Annotated in this window: 18 protein-coding genes; 11 read left to right on the forward strand and 7 right to left on the reverse strand. The window is 59.9% G+C overall.

Annotated features, from left to right (window positions below; translation table 11 throughout):
• The first annotated feature begins 152 nt into the window (after positions 1-152).
• The 4 genes from AB5Y83_RS17660 (at position 153) to AB5Y83_RS17675 (ending at position 3,858) form a co-directional block, all read left to right on the forward strand.
• Positions 153-1,316, forward strand: coding sequence for an FAD-dependent oxidoreductase (locus AB5Y83_RS17660; protein ID WP_368175661.1), 1,164 nt, complete (start codon positions 153-155; stop codon positions 1,314-1,316).
• 49 nt (positions 1,317-1,365) lie between these two features.
• A complete protein-coding gene (locus AB5Y83_RS17665) occupies positions 1,366-1,932 on the forward strand; it encodes a cysteine hydrolase family protein (protein WP_236562374.1) in 567 nt (188 codons plus the stop codon).
• 131 nt (positions 1,933-2,063) lie between these two features.
• Positions 2,064-2,720, forward strand: a complete 657-nt coding sequence (locus AB5Y83_RS17670; protein ID WP_368175728.1) for an excalibur calcium-binding domain-containing protein — start codon at positions 2,064-2,066, stop codon at positions 2,718-2,720.
• Positions 2,721-2,919: 199 nt separating this feature from the next.
• Positions 2,920-3,858, forward strand: coding sequence for a sensor domain-containing diguanylate cyclase (locus AB5Y83_RS17675; protein WP_110302603.1), 939 nt, complete (start codon positions 2,920-2,922; stop codon positions 3,856-3,858).
• Positions 3,859-3,950: 92 nt separating this feature from the next.
• On the opposite strand, the gene AB5Y83_RS17680 is transcribed toward AB5Y83_RS17675, so the two are convergent.
• Entirely contained in the window at positions 3,951-4,859 is a 909-nt protein-coding gene (locus AB5Y83_RS17680) for a LysR family transcriptional regulator (RefSeq protein ID WP_368175662.1), read from the reverse strand.
• 116 nt (positions 4,860-4,975) lie between these two features.
• Here AB5Y83_RS17680 and AB5Y83_RS17685 point away from each other — a divergent pair, with 116 nt between their 5' ends.
• Both AB5Y83_RS17685 and AB5Y83_RS17690 read left to right on the forward strand, forming a co-directional pair.
• A complete protein-coding gene (locus AB5Y83_RS17685; RefSeq protein WP_368175663.1) occupies positions 4,976-5,221 on the forward strand; it encodes a hypothetical protein in 246 nt (81 codons plus the stop codon).
• 8 nt (positions 5,222-5,229) lie between these two features.
• Positions 5,230-5,880: an HAD-IA family hydrolase gene (locus AB5Y83_RS17690; RefSeq protein WP_335863046.1), complete on the forward strand. Its 651-nt coding sequence runs from the start codon at positions 5,230-5,232 to the stop codon at positions 5,878-5,880.
• 114 nt (positions 5,881-5,994) lie between these two features.
• Here AB5Y83_RS17690 and AB5Y83_RS17695 read toward each other — a convergent pair whose 3' ends face one another.
• Positions 5,995-6,597 carry a nitroreductase family protein gene (locus AB5Y83_RS17695; RefSeq protein WP_005348028.1) on the reverse strand — a complete coding sequence of 201 codons (603 nt, stop codon included), beginning with the start codon at positions 6,595-6,597 and terminating at the stop codon, positions 5,995-5,997.
• A gap of 248 nt (positions 6,598-6,845) precedes the next feature.
• Here AB5Y83_RS17695 and AB5Y83_RS17700 point away from each other — a divergent pair, with 248 nt between their 5' ends.
• Both AB5Y83_RS17700 and AB5Y83_RS17705 read left to right on the forward strand, forming a co-directional pair.
• Positions 6,846-8,396, forward strand: coding sequence for a diguanylate cyclase (locus tag AB5Y83_RS17700; protein WP_368175664.1), 1,551 nt, complete (start codon positions 6,846-6,848; stop codon positions 8,394-8,396).
• A 248-nt stretch (positions 8,397-8,644) separates the two neighbouring features.
• Entirely contained in the window at positions 8,645-9,118 is a 474-nt protein-coding gene (locus AB5Y83_RS17705) for a YMGG-like glycine zipper-containing protein (RefSeq protein ID WP_201904902.1), read from the forward strand.
• A 66-nt stretch (positions 9,119-9,184) separates the two neighbouring features.
• Here the strand turns inward: AB5Y83_RS17705 and AB5Y83_RS17710 are convergent, their stop codons facing one another.
• The 5 genes from AB5Y83_RS17710 to AB5Y83_RS17730 all read right to left on the reverse strand — a co-directional run bounded on the left by AB5Y83_RS17710 (position 9,185) and on the right by AB5Y83_RS17730 (position 14,134).
• Entirely contained in the window at positions 9,185-10,141 is a 957-nt protein-coding gene (locus AB5Y83_RS17710; protein ID WP_204477615.1) for a D-2-hydroxyacid dehydrogenase, read from the reverse strand.
• Positions 10,142-10,286: 145 nt separating this feature from the next.
• The gene (locus AB5Y83_RS17715) at positions 10,287-11,051 is read right to left on the reverse strand and encodes a DUF3530 family protein (protein WP_236316850.1); all 765 of its coding nucleotides are present in this window, start codon (positions 11,049-11,051) and stop codon (positions 10,287-10,289) included.
• Positions 11,052-11,185: 134 nt separating this feature from the next.
• The gene (gene efp / locus AB5Y83_RS17720; RefSeq protein ID WP_005335100.1) at positions 11,186-11,752 is read right to left on the reverse strand and encodes an elongation factor P; all 567 of its coding nucleotides are present in this window, start codon (positions 11,750-11,752) and stop codon (positions 11,186-11,188) included.
• Positions 11,753-11,797: 45 nt separating this feature from the next.
• Positions 11,798-12,994 (reverse strand): elongation factor P maturation arginine rhamnosyltransferase EarP, encoded by a 1,197-nt coding sequence (earP, locus tag AB5Y83_RS17725; RefSeq protein ID WP_368175665.1) that lies wholly within the window; start codon positions 12,992-12,994, stop codon positions 11,798-11,800.
• Positions 12,995-13,090: 96 nt separating this feature from the next.
• Positions 13,091-14,134, reverse strand: a complete 1,044-nt coding sequence (locus AB5Y83_RS17730) for a GMP reductase (RefSeq protein ID WP_005348017.1) — start codon at positions 14,132-14,134, stop codon at positions 13,091-13,093.
• 381 nt (positions 14,135-14,515) lie between these two features.
• On the opposite strand from AB5Y83_RS17730, the gene AB5Y83_RS17735 reads away from it, so the two are divergent.
• The 3 genes from AB5Y83_RS17735 to AB5Y83_RS17745 all read left to right on the forward strand — a co-directional run bounded on the left by AB5Y83_RS17735 (position 14,516) and on the right by AB5Y83_RS17745 (position 16,951).
• Positions 14,516-15,010 carry a RimK/LysX family protein gene (locus AB5Y83_RS17735; protein ID WP_139477357.1) on the forward strand — a complete coding sequence of 165 codons (495 nt, stop codon included), beginning with the start codon at positions 14,516-14,518 and terminating at the stop codon, positions 15,008-15,010.
• A 138-nt stretch (positions 15,011-15,148) separates the two neighbouring features.
• Positions 15,149-15,625, forward strand: coding sequence for a CesT family type III secretion system chaperone (locus AB5Y83_RS17740; RefSeq protein ID WP_234880433.1), 477 nt, complete (start codon positions 15,149-15,151; stop codon positions 15,623-15,625).
• A gap of 33 nt (positions 15,626-15,658) precedes the next feature.
• Positions 15,659-16,951 (forward strand): phospholipase, encoded by a 1,293-nt coding sequence (locus AB5Y83_RS17745; RefSeq protein ID WP_042061108.1) that lies wholly within the window; start codon positions 15,659-15,661, stop codon positions 16,949-16,951.
• The last annotated feature ends 51 nt before the right edge of the window (positions 16,952-17,002 follow it).

A 17,002-nucleotide genomic window follows, 5' to 3' on the forward strand; every position in this document is an offset into this window, starting at 1 on the left:
TGTTGCCTGTAAGCTCAATAAGCTTTCTCCTTGATTTGACGCAGCAATTCCCCGTTTGCCTCACTGTTTATCAGCCGCCCTTGCGCTATCATGCTGCCATCCGGTTCACGTCCGGGCGCTGTCGCCGGACGCACCCTTTCAGGAATAAATGTATGGAACAGTGTGATATCGCCATCGTCGGCGCCGGCATGGTGGGCGCCGCCACCGCCTGTCTGCTGGCGGCTCAGGGCCTCTCGGTGCGGGTCATCGAAACCCAATTGCCGGAGCAATACGCGCCGGAGCAGCCGCTGGATCTGCGGGTCTCCGCCATCAGTCAGGCCTCGGTGGCGCTGTTGGAGCGGGCGGGTGCCTGGCACCATCTGCAGCAGATGCGGCTCTGCCCCTATCGCCGGCTGGAGACATGGGAGCTGGATGGCTTTGCCACCCGCTTCAATTCCGCCGACCTCGGCCTGCCCCAGCTCGGTTACATCATCGAGAACCGGCTGGTGCAGCTCGCCCTGCTCAAGCGGATGGAAGATTTCCCCAATATCCAGACCCACACCCCGACGGCGGTGACCAGCCTGCGCCAGAGTGCGGATGAAGCTGTGCTGACTCTGGACGACGGCACTGAACTGGCCGCCCGCTGGGTGCTGGCCTGCGATGGTGCTGAATCTCACACCCGCAAGCTGGCCGGCATCGGGGTATCGCGCTTCGAGTACCGCCAGCACTGCATGCTGATCAATATCGACACCGACTTTGCGCAGGAAGATATCACCTGGCAGCAGTTCACCCCGAGCGGTCCGCGCGCCTTCCTGCCGCTGCCCGGTCAGCACGGCTCTCTGGTGTGGTATGACAGCCCGGCCCGGATCCGGGCGCTGGCAGCCATGAGCAACGAGGCGCTCGCCGCCGAAGTGCGCCGCCACTTCCCGAGTCGGCTCGGCGGGTTCACCGTCACCGGCAAGGGGAGCTTCCCGCTGGTGCGCCGCCACGCCAACGACTATCACGCCGGTCGGGTGGTGCTGCTTGGCGATGCTGCCCACACCATCAACCCGCTGGCGGGGCAGGGGGTCAACCTTGGCTTCAAGGATGTGGCCTGCTGGACTGATCTGCTGCAAGGAGCTGGCGCCGACTGGCATCAACTGGCGTTGGCCGAGCGTTACGAGCGGCGCCGTCGCCCCGACAACCTGCTGATGCAGTCGGGGATGGATCTCTTCTACGGGGTGTTCAGCAACGAGATTGGTCCCCTCAAGCTGGCCCGCAATCTGGCCCTCAATCTGGCGGATAAAGCTGGCCCCTTAAAGGAGATGACACTGCGCTATGCACTGGGGCTGGTTTGACAGGTCGAAACCAGATAGCACGGGCTGAATGCGCGAAGGAGCAAAGGTGATGAACAAGGCACTGCTGGTGATCGATTTTATCAACGATATTGCCCACCCCGACGGGCGCATTGCCGCCTCCGCAGCCCATGTGCTGGAGCAGGATGCCATCGCGCATGCCAATCAGGCGCTGGCCCATGCCCGCGCCAACGGCTGGCTGGTAGTGCTGATCAAGGTGGGCTTTGACGGCGGCTATCAGCTGCAGCCCAAGGGGTCTCCCATGTTTGGTCGCGCTCACCAGTTGGGGGCGCTCTCTTTGGCTGACAGCGGCACCGACTTTCATCCTGATCTGGATGTGCAGCCCGGCGATCTGGTGCTGGCCAAGCCCAGAGTGAGTCCATTCTATGGTACTGCGCTGGAACCTGCCCTGCGGGCCAATCACATCGATCACCTCTATCTGTGCGGGGTGAGCACTAGCTGGGCCATTCAGGCGGCAGCGCGGGATGGTCACGATCGCGACTACGCCATCACCATTCTGGAGGATGCCTGCGCAGCCGCAGATGCCACCGAGCATCACACCTCGCTGCGGATGCTGGGTCGCATCGCCGAGATCATCAAGGTGTCCCAGCTGGCTTGATCCTTAACGCAGGCTGCACCCGATCACCGTTTTGAGATTGACTCTGCGGCCCCTGTCGGGCCGCAGCACTTTTGGGCAACATGATTGTCGGGCAATATAGTGCTCACATGGATAACAACAAGGATGGACAGATGCGTTATCAGGGACGGATCGCGAGCTGGAACGAGGCGCGCGGCTTTGGATTTATTACGCCGGAGCAAAATGGCGCCGAGCAGGCAATCAATGGGTCACGCGGTGCAGGGCTGTTTGTGCATGTTACGGCACTGCAATCAGATGGCCGGGTGCCCGAGTCGGGGGAGCGTGTCACCTATCTGATTGGCAGTGGCCAGGATGGCAAGCCAAGGGCGTTACAGGTCTTTTTCCCCGATCGCCCGCTCACGTTGGCGGATGCCGTGCCGTCGGCCGCATCATCGGCGGCGCCATCGTTTCGGGCGGCAAGTCAGCCGCCACGACCCACTTCTACCAGAGAGCGGAGTAACCCCTATCGACGTCGCAAGAGCAGTTGGAGTGGCAAACTGATCCCCCTGCTGGTGCTCGTCGGCCTCTTTTCCATCTATTCCCCTTTCTCGGCCGAGTCGATGGCGCCATTGCCGGTCTCCTCTTTCAATCAGGAGGAGGTCAGCACGCCACAGGCAACGACCTTTATTCGTCAGTGTGATGGTCGGCAGCATTGCTCCCAGATGACCTCCTGCGAGGAGGCAACCTGGTTTTTGCAACATTGTCCGAACACCAAAATGGACGGAGAGGGCGATGGCATCCCCTGCGAAAATCAGTGGTGTGGCCATTAAATGTGACTTATCAGATACATATGCTCATGATGTGCTCTTGTGATCCGGACCTGGGAAACTGGCCTGAAACCTTGCCGGATAGTGTTCGATGGTGAAATTTGGTCTCAGTTGGCTAAGTGGAAATTGGGTGCTTTACTCTATCTGCTGACTTTGTTGTTAATAGGTGGCGGTATGCCACTTTTGCCACAGGATGGCCATCATGGTGGATGATATACAGAGGCCGCGAAGTCACTTCTCCGAGCGGGCTCATTATCTGGCTGCGCTGCTGGATTCGCTGGAAGACCAGATATCGGTGATAGACCGGGATGGCGTGATCCATTACACCAATCTCGCCTGGGAGCTGTTTGGTGAACAAAATGGCATGCCCAAGGGATATAACTGGCTCGGAGTCAATTACATGGGGGCTTGTGACGATGAAGCCGAGCCCTCTGGATTGGCTGCCGTGGAGGGGATCCTCCGGGTTATCCGTCATCAGCAGGATAAGTTCTATCTGGAATACCCCTGCCACAGCCCCGACACCCAGCGCTGGTTTATGATGCGAGTAGCGCCGGTACCCGGGCTTGATGCCGAGTATTTTTCCATCGCCCATATCAATATCACCGAGCGCAAGCTGCTAGAGCTGGAAGTTGCCAGCCTTTCCCAACACGATCCCTTGACTGGACTGGCCAATCGGCGGCTGTTCAACAGCTTTTTGCATAACGAGTGGCGGCGCAGCATGCGTGAACACACACCGCTCTCCCTCATCATGCTGGATCTGGATAACTTCAAGGCGTGCAATGACCATCTTGGTCATCAGATGGGGGATGGCTCCCTCCAGCTGGTGGGCCATCTTCTGCAATCCTTCTGCCAGCGTCCGGCGGATCTGCCCTGCCGTTTTGGTGGTGATGAGTTTGCCCTGATCCTCGGCAATACCGATCGAGATGCGGCCCAGCGGATTGGAGAGGAGATCCGCCAGGCCATCAACGATCTCGACATCGTGGTGGCAAATAATATTCAGCTTAGCGCCAGTATTGGCATTGCCACCTACACGGCAGAGCAACCGCTGGAGGGGGAAGGTGCGTTGCTGGCCGCGGCCGATGCGGCGCTTTATTGCGCCAAGGGGGCGGGTAAAAACCGTAGCCACTGCGCCAGCTGTTGAGCCGCATTGCCGCTTTTGTCCTGCATGCGCCCCCTTGATGGGGGCGCACTGTTTTGACGTGGCACGATGTTAGCTACCAGCGAGCGTTGGTTTCAGCGCTCGGGCGTGGCCGACACCGGCAGGGGATGGCTGGCGATCACCTGCCTGACGAAGTGATCCCTGATGGGGTCGGCAAAGTCCGGATTCCATACCATGCTGACCTCCCACTCGGAGCTGGGGCCTGAGAGGGGATAGAGGGTGACATCGGGCCCTGCGATAAAGCTGACGCTGCGCGGCAGGATGGCGTTGCCTATGCCCGCCGCGACCAATGCCACCAGCGTCTGGATATCCTCGGCCTCCTGGACCATGCCGGTCAGCCGATTGGCGCCGAGAAAACCGGCGATCTGCTGGCTGAGCCCAGGGCAGCGGTGGCCCACCATCTGCAACAGGGGTTGACTGGTCAGTGCCTGCTGGACGTCGAATGCGGCCGGGTCTGGCTCGGTCATCCGTGTCGGCACCGCCAGCACCAGCCGGTCGATCAGCAGTCTGTGCTCCTGCAACTGGGGCATCTGAGGTCTGCGCATAAAGCCAAGCTGCAACTGGCCGGAGAGCAACTGCTCCTGCTGGATGGCGGAGGGCATATCCTGCAGATGGACCATCACGTCCGTGACCTGCTGTTTGAAGCGGGCCACCAGCGCAGGGGCCAGTGCGAAACTCGACAGACCGAAGCCAATTTTGAGTCGACCGGCCACGCCGCTCGCCACCGCCAGCGCATGGCTTTCGAACTCCCGACCGTGCTCGACCAGCGCACTCGCCTGAGTGAGCAGCTGGGCACCGAGTGCTGTCAGCTCGGCACCGTAGCGGCCCCGTTTGAACAGGGTGCAGCCCAGCGTCTGCTCCAGCCCCTGGATCTGCTTGGTGAGGGCCGGCTGGGTGATAAAGAGGCGGCTGGCCGCTTCCCGGTAGTTGGCGGTGTCGGCCAGCGTCACAAACGCCTGCAGTTGCCTCAAGTCGAATTTCATTCCAATTGGTTATCCAAAGTGGCGATTTATTGATTATAAATTATCTAATCGCCTTGTTCTAATGGCTCGGCAAGGGGGGAATCGCCCTCCTCTGAACCGGAACAAGGAGCCATATCATGTCTACCCAACGCTATCTCTTTTTGATCAAGGGCACCCTAGTGCTGGCCCAGCCATTGGCGGCCCCGGAGATGGGGGAGCTGCTCGCCAGCCTGCTGCAACAGGGGTTTGTGGTCGGCCCCTTGCAAGTGTGGGCAGGCAGTACCGAGCAGGCACTCGCCTGTTATGAGCGTGCCGCCCAGCAGCAGGCCTTTGCCGATGCGCTCTCTGGCTCTCTGCCCGAGCTGGCCGGGGTGCCTGTATGAGTGCAGGCATGAACACGATCACCCTGTCGGTATCCGCCCTGCTGCTCGATATGGATGGCACCCTGGTCTGCTCGACCGGCGATGTGGAGAAGGTGTGGCGGCTCTGGTGTCAGCATCATCAGCTGGCCCCCGAGCCGGTGCTGGCGATGTGCCACGGCATGCGCTCACGAGAGGTGATCCGGGCGCTGGCCCCGCAACTGGATGTGGAGCGGGAGGCGGCGCGGCTTGACGAGCTGGAGATGCAGCATACCGGTGGCGACGCCATCGCAGGGGCTGGCGAGTTGCTGCGCCGCTTGCCGCCAGAGCATTGGGCCATTGTGACCTCCGCCAGTGAGCGGGTTGCTCGTCACCGCCTGCATTGTGCCGGTTTGCCGCTGCCCCACGAACTGGTGGGGGCAGAAGCAGTGATCAATGGCAAACCCGATCCCGAACCCTATCTGCTGGGAGCCAAACGGCTTGGCGTCTCGCCCGATTGTTGTCTGGTGTTCGAGGATGCCCCGGCCGGTATCGAGAGTGCCCTGCGTGCAGGTTGCACCGTGGTGCAGGTAGGGGGCGATGCGCCGCTCAATCCGTCGGTGGTGGCGGTGATCCGCGACTGGCGCGGGGTGAAGGTGGAGTTGGAGGAAGGCGAGTCCCTGCTGGTGATGCTGCCCGCCTGAGCGGCGGAGATAATGCGTGGCGGATAAATGCTACGGCATGAGCCTGCGTCATCAGGATTGCTTGTCGCAATAAAAACGCCCCCGAGATGCGGGGGCGTTTTGCTATCTCAACGGTTATTTGAAAACACGGAAACGGGTAGCGTCGTCGATAAAGGTCTTGTCGCCGGCCGGTTGCTTGATGCTGCCAAAGGGCATTTGGGCGCGCAGCAGCCAGCTGGCGGGCAGGTTCCACTCCTTGCGTACCGCCTCGTCGATCAGCGGGTTGTAGTGCTGCAGGGAGGCACCGACTTTCTCCTGTGCCAGCGTCGTCCAGACTGCAAACTGGGCGATGCCAGTGGCATGTTCCGACCAGATGGGGAAGTTGTCTGCGTAGAGGGCGAATTTTTGCTGCAGATCCTTGATGACGTCGGTGTCTTCGAAGAACAGAACGGTACCGAAGCCTGCGCGGAAGCTGCCATCTACCTTGGCCTCACTCTGGGCGTAGGCTTCCGGCGGCACAATCTTTTTCAGCTCGGCTTTGACGATATCCCACAACTTGTGGTGCTGGGCGCCAAACAGGATGACGGCACGGGAGCTCTGGGAGTTGAAGGAGGAGGGGCTGTGTCTGATGGCATCCTGGATCAGGGCCGTCAGCTGCTCCGGCGTGTGGGACACCTGGTCGCCCAGGGCATAGATGGTACGACGTGCTTTGATCTGTTCGATAAACGGACTGCTCATAACATCTCCTTGTTCTGCTTGGCGTTGCAGCCGGTGATGGACGGTGTGTCCAGCGCCTGCCGAATCAGGTATAGACTATAACACCCGCAATGCAGAGCGGGGTTAACCCGGGGTAACTAGCGTTTTTCCTGTCAGTTGATATTCGTTTGCGAACCTTGACGTTTCGCTAATGTTGGAAATGTCATTTAAGGGGCGCGAAAGTGATATTAATCAACGATTCACTCTCCTTTCTCTCCCACAATCCCCGTATGTTTTCTTGGTTCGGATGTGATGTGAGCCGTTCGTATCTCAATAAACGCTACTATGTGCTGGTCCCCCTCTCTGCATTGATTGGTTTGATGATCCTGATAGTGACGATCATCATGGCTATTGCCAGCTATCTGAGGGATATCGACATGACGGTATCCGGCTTCGGCCACATGGCATCCTCCGTTGAAGCGTCCCTGATCCACGAGATGGTGAAGGTCAATGAGCGGCAACTGGCGGTGCTGGAGGCCTCGCTCGACAAGGAGAAGATCGCTCGCGGCGGGCTGGCCGACTCCCCCATCTGGGCCATTGCGCACAAGATCAAACCAGGCAACCACTACATCTACTTTTACAACCTGAACGCGGATCGTATCGACAGTTACCCGGACTGGCTACCGCCCCCCGGTTATCAGGCGGCGCTGCGCCCCTGGTATCAGGTGACCACCATGCCGGGCGACGAGCTCGTCTGGTTTGGCCCCTACCCTGAATACAATACCAATGAACTGATACTCAGCCTGATCAAACGGGTGCGGGACGAGCAGGGGCAACTGCTGGGGCTGCTGATGGTAGACATGTCGTTCGACTCGCTGCAGCAGGCGCTACAACGGACGGTTGGCGGCAATCAGGCCGCACTCTATCTTACCTTGCGCGACAGCGGCCAGCTGGTGGTGGGCAGCAATATGGATCTGCTGGCAGATCACCCCATCGAGCAGCATCAGGGCCAGCAGTGGCTTGGTCTGGATGTGTTGTGTCATGGCACCTTCCTTAAACGCGAGCTGGCGGATATTGGCTGGGATCTCAATATCTATCTGCCGCCCGTACTATTTCGCAACAGCCTCTATGAGGCGCTGCAGATGGTGGTTTTGCCATTGATCTCCCTGTTTGCCATCTGGTGTTGCACGCTGAGTCTGCTGGTGCGGATCTTCCGCCAGGAGCAGGCGCTGGTGTCGGGTTCGCTGACCGGTATCGTGCGCAATCTGGAGAGTTCTCCCCCCATCACCAAGGCCAATACCTGGTTTGTGCGACGCAGCCTGAACGAGATCGATCAGGTCAGGGCTAGCTTCCTCAAGGGGCAGGATGCGCTGTTGCGGGACCCTATGACCGGTATCATGAACCGGCGAGCCTTCGAGCAGCACAAGAGCGCGCTGGAGCTGAGGGGGGAGCGCTTCTGGCTGCTGCTGTTTGATATTGATCACTTCAAAGGACTCAATGACAGTCGGGGTCATGCCTTCGGCGATCAGGTGCTGTGTCGGGTGGCCAACTGTCTTGCTGATGTGCTGGGGGTGAGCACGGTTTACCGGATTGGGGGCGATGAGTTTGCCGCTCTGCTGCAACAGCCACAGGATGAGCTGGCGGAGAAGCTCAATTGTTTGCTTGACGTGGTGCGACATCAACAGTGGCGTGAGCACAAGGGGCAGGTCACCTTGAGTATCGGCGGCGCTTACCATTCACCCGTTGCCGACCCCATCTTCGAGCGTGCTGATGCAGCCCTTTATCGTAGCAAGGAGGCTGGCCGGGACTACTGGCATCTGGCGGATGAGGCTGCTGACTGACAGCTTTTGTCCCAGCGCGGCGGGTCTGTGCCGGGACGCGACAACCAGATTGTGGGGCGCCCAGCCGTAATAGTGTGGCTTTTTTGGTGATTTTAATCTTTAAATTCAATCGGTTGATTTTACTCTTCCATTCTGGGCGGTGGCCGTGCGGCCATTGACTGTCGCATCCCTCATTTCTGCTGGCTGGCGAACCCCGTGGCGCTTTGTATAGTGCCGCTGAATATTAATCAGGTTTGACAGGAGTACCCATGGAGATGAATTCGCGTGCTCTTCGCGCACTGGCACTGCTGGGCGCCTTGCTGGCTGGCAGCACGACCGTGCACGCCTCCGAGACCCTCAATACCATTTTGGGTGGCGGTGCAGGCGGGGTGGCGGGCACCATGATCGGCAAGGAGCTGGGGGGTGATACCGGTGCGCTGGTGGGGGCTGCATTGGGCGGCGCAGCTGGTGGTGCGGCGACGGCCAACAAGGGCAACAAGAATGAAGCGGCCCTTGGCGGCGCGGTGGGGGCGCTGGGCGGTGCCGCTATCGGCAAGAGTGTCGGTGGTGATACCGGGCAGCTGATCGGCGCCGGGGTCGGCGGGGCGAGCGGTTCGGCCATCGGTGCCAAGACGGGCGATGGCCACAAGAGTCAGGATCGCTATTACGATGATGACCACCATCACAAGCACCACAAAAAGCACAAGAAGCACAAAAAACACAGATGGCATGACGACGATTGATCGCCATCTGTCGTGAGTGGTGGGGATGAAACAACGGGGCCAGTGGGCCCCGTTTTGCATGTTTGCTCAGACCAGCCGGTGCTGACGGCGACCGGCGGCAAAGGCGTTGATGTTGTCGATAAGCTGGTCGGCCAGCCGCTGCATCGACTCCTCGCTGGCCCAGGCTACATGGGGGGTGAGGATGAAATGGGGGTATTGCAGCGCCTTCATCAAGGGATGGTCGGGAGGCGGCGGTTCGACGCTCGCCACATCGAAACCGGCGCCACCGAGGCGGCCGTTGGCCAGCGCTTGCAGCAGCGCCTCCTCATCCACCAGCCCGCCACGGCCGACGTTGATCAGCAGGGCGCCCGGTTTCATCAGACCCAGCTCCCGCTCGCCAATGAGGTTGCGGGTGTAGGGGGTGAGCGGGCAGTGCAGGCTGATGACGTCCGAACTTTGCAGCAACTCGTCGAGGGGCAAGCGATCCTCCTCGTGACTGGCGCCGACCTGGCTCTGGGCGTAACGCACTGTCATCCCCATCCCTTTGGCCCGCTCGCCGAGCGCCTGACCGAGCGTCCCTTTGCCGATTATGCCAAGCTGCTTGCCGTGCAGATCCATGATGTTGTGGTCGAAAAAGCAGAACTGGCCGCTCTGTTGCCAGCGCCCCTCCAGCAGCGACTGGCGCCAGCAGAAGAGGTTGCGCGACAGGGCCAGCATCAGCGCCATGGCGTGCTCCGGCACCGAGGGGCCCGAGTAATTGCGGATATTGCACACCCCGACGTTGGCGGCGCGGCACGCTTCCAGATCCACGTTGTCGCTGCCGGTGGCGGCGAGCGCGATGAGTTTGAGCTCTGGCAGCTGGGCCAGTTCGGCGGCGCCGATCCGTACCTTGTTGATGATAGCGATGCTGGCATCTTTGAGCCGTTCCACCACCTGTTCCGGGGTAGTACTTGGATAGCTCTGCCAGTGGTGGGGGAAGTCGGGGTGATGCAGGGTGATGCCCGCATCCAGGGTATCGCTGTCGAGAAACACAATCTGCTGCATGGGCCTTCCTGCCATTGTTCAGGTTCGAGAGGCCATGATGCCAAAGAGGATGCAGTCAGGGCCAGCCTGCCGCTGTGTCATGGCTGGGCTTTATCCGGCAGATGTGAGCTGGCGCGCGCTTTATTGTACCACGGTGGCGGCTGGTTTAGAGCCAGCCCAGATGGTTGAGCCAGCCCTGAATGCGGGTGGGGGTCTCCTCCAGCTCCATCAGGGCGTAGGGGCGATAGTTGAGCTTGTTGCTGCGCCGGCTCTCGCTTCTGCGGGCCTCGGCGGCCAGCAGTGGCCAGCGACCGCCATCCTCCTGATAGAGGTCCAGGGTGGGGATGGCCGCCTGAGCCACCTGTTTGGCCAGGGTCTGGTTGCTCTGCTGATTGGGGAAGAAACCATCGAGTAGCACCAGTGCATCGGGGGCGGGCAACTGTTCGCTAGCGATGAGGTTGGTTGTCCAGGCAGCGCCGGTACCTTGCGCCAGGATCAGCTTGAAGCCCCCCTCCTGCAGCTTGGCATCGGCCAGCTTGTTGATCCGCTCGGCAAACTGCTTGCGAAACTCATCGCTGTTTTTCGCTTTTTTCTCGGCGGCTGGGTCCAGTTCGGTCTGTTGGGAAGAGGGGAGCAGCAGCAGGGTATCAAAGCCCAGTCGGCCGAGGGCGCGAGTCAGTTGCCAGAGCTGGCCGCTGCGCTGCCAGTCGGGCAGTAAAATGGCGAGCCCCAGATAGTTTTCACTGTCGTGTTTGGCGAATAGCACCGTCTGCTTGTCGATCTGGGTGGCATCGGGCAACCCTTTCCAGTCGCTGGCTTGCCAGTGGTCGAGGGGCATAGGTTCGGCAACGGGGGGGGCAACCTCGCTCGCCTCTGCCCCATGGCCAGCCAGCAAGGTCAATAACAGCAGTGATAAGGATAATCTGGCCATAGTGTGCTCCCCCGGTTATCTGGGTTAGCGGCGGCGGCGGGATTTTCTGAAGGCGGGCGATGTGATGGCAACTCGGAGGCAATAAAAAAGCGAGCCGTTGGCTCGCTTTTTCGCAATCAATTCAAAGCGGTCAATTAGTTGACGCGACGCTTGAATTCACCGGTGCGGGTATCGATTTCGATCTTGTCACCGATCTCTACGAAAGCGGCAACAGCCAGCTCGTAGGTAGTGCCTTTCAGACGGGCAGGCTTGGTCACTTTACCGGAGGTGTCGCCACGGGCTGCCGGTTCGGTGTACTCAACTTCGCGCACGATGGTGGTCGGCAGTTCTACGGAGATGGCTTTCTCGTTGTAGAAAGTCACTTCACACAGATCTTCCATGCCGTCTACCAGGTAGTTCAGCACGTCACCCAGGTTGTCTTTCTCTACGTCGTACTGGTTGTACTCGGTGTCCATAAAGACATACAGGGGGTCGGAGAAGTAGGAGTAGGTGCACTCTTTACGCTCCAGCTGAACAACGTCCAGCTTGTCGTCGGCCTTGAAGACGGTCTCGGTAGCGCTGCCGTTCAGCAGGCCCTTCAGCTTCATTTTGACCACGGCGGAGTTACGGCCGGATTTGTTGAATTCAGCCTTCTGGACCACCATCGGCTCGGTGCCGATCATGACTACGTTACCAGCGCGGATTTCCTGAGCGGTTTTCATGTAAAAAATTCCTGTTCGTGAAACGGACGGATAAAAACTGCCAGATTATATACGGCTTTCTAAAAATTTCACCAACCGTGTGACGAGATCCCCATCCCGGAGCAACTTCTGTGACCAGCTTCGCCCATGTTGCTGCCAAATGGCGCTATATCCGGGCCATTGGGCCCAAAGTTCGCCGCAATCTTCGCCACGGTTGAGAGCCAGATTAAAGCGGCGCAGCCATTGGCCGCACTCGGCGGGTAGATCGGATAAGTAGTGGTCAAGGAACTGCTCCAGCTTGACCAGATGGGCCTCTTCTTCCTGCTGGTAGATGTGCCAGAGGAAAGGACGTGCCGCCCACTGGGCCCGCACGAAGGAGTCCTCCCCGCGTACTAGATTGAGATCGCAGCTCCACAGCAGTCGATCGTAACCGGCCTGATCGGTCATCGGCAGTAGCTTGATGGTGAGGTTGTCCGAGTGGAGCAGATCCCCCGCTTTGGCCGCAGGGATGGCATCTGCCAGACCGGCGCCGGTGAGCACATCGTTGAGAGAGCGCCCCAGCGGCAGCAGCAGGGTGACGGGCGTGGCGCTCTGGCACCAGCTCTCGACCAGACTTTTCAGCGCCTCGCTCTCGTAGGTAAAGAGGCTGACCCGCAGCTCGTGCTCTTGTCTGGGCGGCAAACCGAGACTGGCCCAGTAGGCTGCCAGTCCCGCTTCATCTTGTTGCCACTGCTCCCGTTCGGTGATGAGGTCGTGTTCGCACAAAAGGCCGCCGGTTTTAGCGGTAAAGCCAGGGAAGAAGAAGTATTTGTTGAGGCTTTTATTGCCAACCCGCTGGGGCGAGGCGAGGGCGTGGCAATCCTCGACCCAGCTCTCTGCCGAGAGGTACTCCAGATTGATCCAGCAGGGGGGCTTGGGTTGGCTCGCCATCAGTTCTATAAAGGGGGCGGGCAGTTCGCAGGCAAAGGCCTCGATCACCACCCTGGCCGGTGTCATGTCGGTCGGCAGGGTCTCATGCCAATGCTGGATATAGATCCCATCGACCCACTGACCATCCTGTGCCGGGTCGATCCCGGGGCAGATGCGGGCGAAACTTGCCAGATCGTCCACCCAGAGCCGCACCTGAACCGCATCGCCATGTGCCGCTATATTCCCCTCCCGCTTTAGCTGGCGGGCGAGTCGCCAGGTGACACCGATGTCGCCGAAGTTGTCGACGATGCAACAGAAGATATCCCAGTCAAACGGGGGCAGGTGAGTGGTCATGGCTCGGGATCCCAGATGCAAAAAAACCGGTGCGCAGGGTAGCACACCGGTTGACTGGCTTCTAACCGTCAGCGCGTGACGGCGGTCTGTGGCAGGTTACTCCTTGCCGTAGACGTTGTTCTCTTGCTCGCGTACCCGGATAAAGGTGGTGCGCTTGGTGAGCTCTTTCAGCTGGCTGGCACCCACGTAGGTACAGGTGGAGCGCACGCCGCCCAGAATGTCGCGCACGGCGTTCTCGACCGGGCCGCGATAGGGCAGCAGCACGGTTTTACCCTCGGAGGCGCGGTATTCCGCGACGCCGCCGGCGTGCTTGTCCATGGCACTGGAGGAGCTCATGCCGTAGAACTTCATGAAAGGCTCACCGTCTACATCGACGATCTCGCCACCGCACTCCTCGTGGGCTGCCAGCATGCCGCCCAGCATGACAAAGTCGGCACCGCCGCCGAACGCTTTGGCGACGTCGCCCGGGCAGGTGCAGCCGCCGTCACCGACGATCTGGCCGCCGAGGCCGTGGGCCGCATCGGCACACTCGATGATGGCAGAGAGCTGCGGATAGCCGACGCCGGTCTTGACGCGAGTGGTGCAGACTGAGCCCGGGCCGATGCCGACCTTGACGATGTCGGCGCCGGAGAGGATCAGCTCTTCGACCATCTCGCCAGTCACCACGTTGCCCGCCAGAATGACGTGGTTGGGGCAGGCTTCACGAATCTTGCGCACGAACTCGACGAAGTGTTCGGAGTAGCCGTTGGCCACGTCGACACAGATGAAGCGCAGCGCCTCGGACATGGCGAGGATCTGGCGGGTCTTGGCGAAATCTTCAGCCGAGGTGCCGGTGGAGACCATCACATGGCCCAGCAGCGCCGGGTCGGTCTCGTTGACGAAAGCTTGCCACTGCTCAAGGCTGTAGTGCTTGTGTACCGCGGTCATCATCTCGAAACCGGCCAACGTGCGCGCCATGGCAAAGCTGCCGACGGTATCCATGTTGGCGGCGATAACGGGCACGCCTTGCCATTGGGTCTGAGTGTGTTTGAAGGTGAACTGACGGGTCAGGCTTACTTGGGAACGGCTCTTGAGAGTAGAGCGCTTGGGGCGGAACAGGACATCCTTGAAACCGAGCTTCAAGTCTTCTTCGATACGCATTACAAATTCCTTATTGAGCCTTGTTGAAAGTCACTTTTGCAGTGGCAAATTTTCGGCAGGCGCAAAAAAACCGGTGGTTTTCAGGCCCTCCGGTTTACAACAGTGTAGGCAAAAATCCCTTCAGAACAAGACTGATAATTTGTAAATCCTTGTGGTAGCCTTTGGCGTCACAACCTGAGGTTAACCACCAGTTTCATCCAGCACCGTTCGGTGCCTTGCTCTCCTACGATATTCCCGCCCGCTTGGGCCGCCGTTCGGCCACTCTTTGTCGTCTCTCTCCTGACCCGCCAGATATTATCCAAGTAGCTGAAATAAATCGGATTGACCCACAATGGGACTGTGGTAGATCTGGGCGCAGGATTGACAAGGCAGGGCAGTAAAATGGGCAAGATGATGGTGGGGATCACCCTGATGCTGGCACTGTGTGGCAGTGCGCTGGCAGAGACCCCGACCAGCTATGGCTGGATCGAGAAGGGGCTTATTTTGCCTACCGGCGTGGCGGTGAAGATGAAACTCGACACCGGTGCGCTCACCTCTTCCCTCGATGCACGCGCCATCACCAGATTCAAACGGGATGGCAAGCCCTGGGTGCGCTTCATGCTGGTGGTGACCGATGCCGACAGCGGCAAGCTGGTCAAACAGCAGTTCGAGCGGCGGGTCGAGCGCAGCGTGACGGTGCGCGGGGCGGGCGGCATGGAGCAGCGGCCAACGGTGACCATGTCCATCTGTCTGGGGGACAAGGTGTATGAGGAGTGGTTCACCCTGCGGGATCGCAGCAAGATGATCTATCCGGTGCTGCTGGGCAGACGTCTGCTGGCGGAGCTGGGCCCGGTGGATTCCAGTCGAACCTTTACCGTGCAGCCCGCCTGCCGTTAGGGGCAATTTCGGCGTGAATCTAAAAAACGCCGTTTCACAGCTAAATCCCCGCCCCTCTGCCAGAGGTAGCATCTCCACCATACCCTGAAGCGTGCGAGCTCGTTCGCCAGCAAGGGCTTGAGCGTGGAGTGCATCATAGTGAAACCCTATCAACAAATCGTATCTGAATGGCTATTGCTCGCGGGCGAACAGCAGGGCGTCGCCTTGAGTCTGGGCAGCGATGGCCACTGCCGTGTGCCATTCGGTCTGGATGGCGAGTGCCTGGTCGAAGTGCCCGATAACGATGATCTGCAGGCATGCTACCTCTATATCCCCTTGCTGCGTCTGCCTGACGATGCGGTCGGTCAGTTGCAGCTGACCCGCTCGGCCCTTGAGCTGAACATGTTTGGTTTGACCACGGGGGGAAGCCAGATCAGTCTGGACAGTCGCAGCAACCATCTGGTGCTGACCTTTTCCTCTCTTATCGAAATGCTCGATAAAACTCTGTTTATGCAGACCTTGGGCGAATTTCTTGATCTCGGCGTCACCTTGCAGACGCAATTGCAGGCGTTGAACGCCCAGCAGGAGACAGCTGCCATTCCCTCCCCGTTATCTGGCGTCATGATCCCGTGTTGATGGATCGTCATTGGTATTAATCAGGAGTAGAAGATGTCTATTCAAAGTATTGGACAACCCCAGCGTGCTAGCGCTGTGGCCTCTCATGAGCATGGCGAGGTGCAATCCTCATCTCGCCAGCACTCGGTTCATCACAATCTGGCCTCTCACTATACCAGTCTCGGCTTCGGCTCCCGGGTTCAGCCGGGCAAGGTCTTGAATACCTCGCTCAAGTGGTTGACCCTCAGTGCCCCGGCTCGCAAGATTGGCATCGCCATCCAGGGCGGCCATGATTCCCATGCCCAGAGTGCCAAGGGCAAGGCCCGTTACTGGACGGGCGCCATCATCAAAGGGCTGGCCAATATCACCGGTGGTGTCAGCAGCGTGGCCAGCGGTGCGGTGACGGCCGGGGTGGCCGGGGTGAAAAACCTTGGCGAGTCAGCGGCGCGTCTGGTGGCCTCCTCCTCTCTGGGGTTGGCGGGTAGCGTGATGAAGGGGGCCTCCCATCTGCCGCTCGGTATGTCAGAGCGGTTGCAACAAGGCTCACAGCAGGCCTTGAGTGCCGCCAAGGGGATCATCAAACCGGCCTTCGTGGCGAAGGCGCAGCAGGAACCGCTGACTGCCGAGGGGGCGAGAGCGGTGATGGATGCGGCCCAGCTGGCGCGGGTCAGCTGCTCCAGCAGTTATCGGGAGATGCCGGCAGGCTACAGTCACGCCACGCTGGCAGATATTCCCCCTTCGATATTGGCCCGCCGTGAAGATGGTTCCGGTGGCACCGGGAGTGCCCTGACACTTCATGTCACCCCGGGCAAGAACGAGAATGACCCCTTTATCCTGACAGGTGATGCCTGGTCTGCGCTCAAGGTCGCCGTTTACAAGCGTGGCGATACCATGGTGCTCTCGTTCGTGGGTACTCAACCTGCCAAACGTCCCGGCACCCTGAAGAGCGATGCTGGCGCGGCCCTAGGCATCAAGGACAGCGCGTTTCAAGATGCCGACCGGCTGGTCAAGGCCTTTGCCCAGCAGTATGGCGGCAAGGTCGAGGTGCTGGGCCACTCGCTGGGGGGGGGGCTGGCGCAATATGCCGGCATCAAGCACGGGCTCAAGGTCACGGCGTTCAACAGCATGGGGCTGCATGTCGGATTGCGGGATCGCCTCGCTCACAAGCTGGACGATGCCAATGTAACCCACGTCAACACCAGCGGGGATCCGCTGAGCCAGAAGGTGGAGCACGGTGTGTTCGGGCTGGATGCCTCTTCCCAGGTGGGCAAGCGTTATGTGATTGAACACTCTGGCGGGCATCGCATGGAGGCGGTGACGGCAGGTCTGGATGCGCTGCTTGCCTGATCTGCCGGTGATGGCGCGGCGACAAGTCGCGTAGCGTTAGCGTGCTAACTA

Source organism: Aeromonas sp. R5-4 (assembly GCF_040908215.1).
In the GTDB taxonomy this organism is placed as follows: Bacteria; Pseudomonadota; Gammaproteobacteria; order Enterobacterales; family Aeromonadaceae; genus Aeromonas; species Aeromonas veronii.